Here is a 3,798-nt window from a genome sequence, read left to right as displayed (position 1 = left end):
GGCATCCGCGGCATGGCTGAGCAGCTCCGCCTGAGGGGTGGCCAGGGCGATCCACCGGGCACCCGCGCGGGTGCCCGGGTACACCCGGCCGACGGTGTCACCTCACAGCCCGTACTTCTCCCGGGCCTCCTTGACCGCGGACGCGGTCACCTCGCCTCGCCGCGCCAGCTGGGCCAGCGCCGCCACCGTGATCGACTGCGCGTCGACCCCGAAGTGGCGTCGGGCCGCGTCACGCGTGTCGGACAGACCGAAGCCGTCCGTGCCGAGCGAGGACCAGTCCTGCTCCACCCACTGGCTGATCTGGTCCGGCACCTGCCGCATCCAGTCGCTGACCGCGAGGACCGGACCCGGTGCGCCTTCCAGCGCCTGCGTCACGTAGGGCACCCGCTGCTCGCCGTGGAGCAGCGCCTCGTCGCACTCCAGCGCCTCGCGGCGCAGCTCGCCCCAGGACGTGGCGGACCAGACGTCGGCCGTCACACCCCAGTCCGCGGCCAGCAACTCCTGCGCCTCCAGGGCCCAGTGGATCGCCGTACCGGAGGCCAGCAGCTGGACGCGCGGCGCGTCCGCCGAGGCGGGCGCGCCCTCCTTGAAGCGGTAGAGGCCCTTGACGATGCCCTCCTCGACGCCTTCCGGCATCGCGGGCTGCGGCTTCGGCTCGTTGTAGACCGTCAGGTAGTAGAAGACGTTCTCGGCCTCGGGGCCGTACATCCTCCGCAGACCGTCCTTGACGATGACCGCGATCTCGTACGCGAAGGCCGGGTCGTAGTTGAGCGACGCCGGGTTCGTGGCCGCGATCAGGTGCGAGTGGCCGTCCGCGTGCTGGAGGCCCTCACCGGTCAGCGTCGTACGGCCCGCCGTGGCACCGACGATGAAGCCCTTGCCGAGCTGGTCGGCGAGCTGCCACATCTGGTCGCCGGTCCGCTGCCAGCCGAACATCGAGTAGAAGATGTAGAAGGGGATCATCGCCTCGCCGTGCGTCGCGTACGACGTGGCGGCGGCGATGAAGTCGGCCATGGCCCCGGCCTCGGTGATCCCCTCGTTGAGGATCTGGCCGTCCTTGGCCTCCTTGTAGTACATCAGCTGGTCGCGGTCGACCGGCTCGTACGTCTGGCCCAGCGGCGAGTAGATACCGGCCGACGGGAACAGCGACTCCATACCGAAGGTACGGGCCTCGTCCGGGACGATCGGTACCCAGCGCTTGCCGGTGGTCTTGTCCCGCATCAGATCCTTGGCCAGGCGCACGAAGGCCATCGTGGTGGCCATCTCCTGCTTGCCGGACCCCTTCTTCAGCGCGGCGAACGCCCGCTCCTCCGGCTCGGGCAGCGCCACCGCGTGCACCTGGCGGGCCGGGGCGGGGCCACCGAGGGCGGCCCGGCGCTCCTGGAGGTAGCGCACCTCGGGGGAGTCGGCGCCCGGGTGGCCGTACGGCACCAGGCCGTCGTCGAAGGCGCTGTCCGGGATCGGGAGTCCGAGCAGCTCGCGCATGCCCTTGAACTCGTCGATCGTCAGCTTCTTCATCTGGTGGTTGGCGTTCTTGGACTCGAAGCCCTTGCCGAGCGTGTACCCCTTCACCGTCTGGGCGAGGATCACGGTCGGCGCGCCCTTGTGCTCGACGGCCGCCCTGTACGCCGCGTACACCTTGCGGGCCTCGTGGCCGCCGCGGGAGGTGTAGAAACACTCGGCGATCTTCGCGTCCGTGAGCAGTTTCGCCAGCTCGGCGAGGGCGGGCTCGGCGCCGAAGAAGTGCTCGCGGATGTACGCGACGTCGCGGGTGGCGTAGGTCTGGAACTGGGCGTCCGGGACCTCCCGGAGCCGGCGGACCAGCGCACCCGTGGTGTCCAGCTGGAACAGCTCGTCCCAGGCGTTGCCCCAGAGCGTCTTGATGACGTTCCAGCCGGCCCCGCGGAACGCGCCCTCGAGCTCCTGGACCACGCGGAAGTTGGCGCGGACCGGACCGTCGAGGCGCTGGAGGTTGCAGTTGATGACGAAGGTCAGGTTGTCGAGCCGCTCACGCGCCGCGAGGGCGAGGGCGGCGGTCGACTCGGGCTCGTCCATCTCGCCGTCGCCCAGGAAGGCCCAGACGTGCGAGTTCGACGTGTCCTTGATGCTGCGGTTGGCCAGATAGCGGTTGAAGCGCGCCTGGTAGATGGCCGAGAGCGGGCCGAGGCCCATCGACACGGTGGGGAACTCCCACAGCCAGGGCAGCCGCCTGGGGTGCGGGTAGGACGGCAGACCGTCGCCGCCCGACTCCTGGCGGAAGTTGTCGAGCTGCTGCTCGCTGAGCCGGCCGTCGAGGAAGGCGCGGGCGTAGATGCCGGGGGAGGCGTGGCCCTGGATGTAGAGCTGGTCGCCGGAGCCGTCCCCCTCCTTGCCGCGGAAGAAGTGGTTGAAGCCGGTCTCGTACAGCCAGGCAGCCGAGGCGAAGGTGGCGATGTGGCCGCCGACGCCGAACCGGGAGCCGCGGGTGACCATCGCGGCCGCGTTCCAGCGGTTCCAGGCGGTGATCCTGGACTCCATCTCCAGGTCGCCGTCGAACGCGGGCTCGGCGGCGGTCGGGATGGAGTTGACGTAATCGGTCTCCAGGAGCTTGGGCAGCGCGAGACCGGCGCCCTCGGCGTGCTGGAGCGAGCGGCGCATCAGGTACGCGGCGCGGTGCGGGCCCGCGGCCTTGGTGACGGCGTCGAGGGAGGCCGCCCATTCGGCGGTCTCCTCCGGGTCACGGTCCGGGAGCTGGTCGAGCTCGCTCGGAAGCTTTCCTACGGGGTCGGTCATGATCGCCGCCTTCCGGAGAGGAGGGGGGTGGAGAAAGGCCCTGACTGGCAGGACAGGGCGATGGGGCCGGTGGGCCCGCGGAGTGAACTGTAAGCCGCTGATCGATGATCGATCAAAGGGTGAAGGGCAAAACTTCTCGATATGAAGAAATTGGCATCCGGTGCCCCGTTTCACGGCACGGAGTGACGCCGAAAATGGGATGAAATCGGGCGCTCGGCTGAGCGCCGGTCCCGCATCTGCGTGCCGCTTCAGGCACGCGGAGCGCACCCCAGGACGTGTGCCTTCACCAGCACACCGATGTCCGGGTCCTTGCGCAGGAACGCGTCGATGAGCGCCTCGTGCTCCTCCGCGTACGACTTCTGCACCGTCCCCAGCCACCGGATCGAGAGCGCCGTGAACACCTCGATGCCCAGCCCCTCCCAGGTGTGCAGCAGCACGGCATTCCCGGCGGCCCGCACCAATTCCCGGTGGAACGCCACCGTGTGCCGCACCTGCGCCTCGCCGTCGGCCAGCCGGTCGGCCTCGTACAGCGCCGCCACATGCGGCGACAACCGCGAGCAGTCCTCACCGAGCGCCGGAGCCGCCAGCTCCGCCGCGATCTGCTCCAGACCGGCCCGTACCGGGTAGGACTCCTCCAGGTCGGCGGCGGTCAGATTCCGGACCCGTACGCCCTTGTTGGGCGCCGACTCGATCAGCCGGAGGGTCTCCAGCTCCCGCAGTGCCTCGCGCACCGGCGTCTGGCTGACCTCCAGTTCCGTGGCGATCCGGCGCTCCACGATCCGCTCGCCCGGCTTCCAGCGCCCGCTGACGATCCCGTCCACGATGTGCTCGCGGATCTGTTCGCGCAGCGAGTGGACGACGGGCGGGGTCATGAGGGGCTCCTTCGGGAAACCGGTGCTGCCGATCCGACCGGTGCGGGCGAGGCAACCGGTCGCCGCCAGCCTGATCTTCGCGGAAAGGCTCCGCGGCGGAACGTGGTGGTCCACATCGATCCGCACGACCGATTCCCGGATGGCTTGAAGCAGC

At 69.9% G+C, this 3,798-nt stretch carries 2 protein-coding genes; both read right to left on the bottom strand.

The genetic code is table 11. From position 1 onward, the window contains the following. Positions 1–102: 102 nt before the first annotated feature. A complete protein-coding gene (gene aceE, locus AB0I23_RS41285) occupies positions 103–2,772 on the bottom strand; it encodes a pyruvate dehydrogenase (acetyl-transferring), homodimeric type (RefSeq protein ID WP_359118395.1) in 2,670 nt (889 codons plus the stop codon). 248 nt (positions 2,773–3,020) lie between these two features. After that, positions 3,021–3,644, bottom strand: a complete 624-nt coding sequence (locus AB0I23_RS41280) for a GntR family transcriptional regulator (protein ID WP_359118397.1) — start codon at positions 3,642–3,644, stop codon at positions 3,021–3,023. Positions 3,645–3,798 lie beyond the last annotated feature (154 nt).

The sequence above is a fragment of the Streptomyces atratus genome, from assembly GCF_040655115.1.
GTDB lineage: Bacteria > Actinomycetota > Actinomycetes > Streptomycetales > Streptomycetaceae > Streptomyces > Streptomyces atratus_D.
Note: the sequence above shows the minus strand (reverse complement) of the source record. Positions and strands in the feature narration are given on the sequence as shown.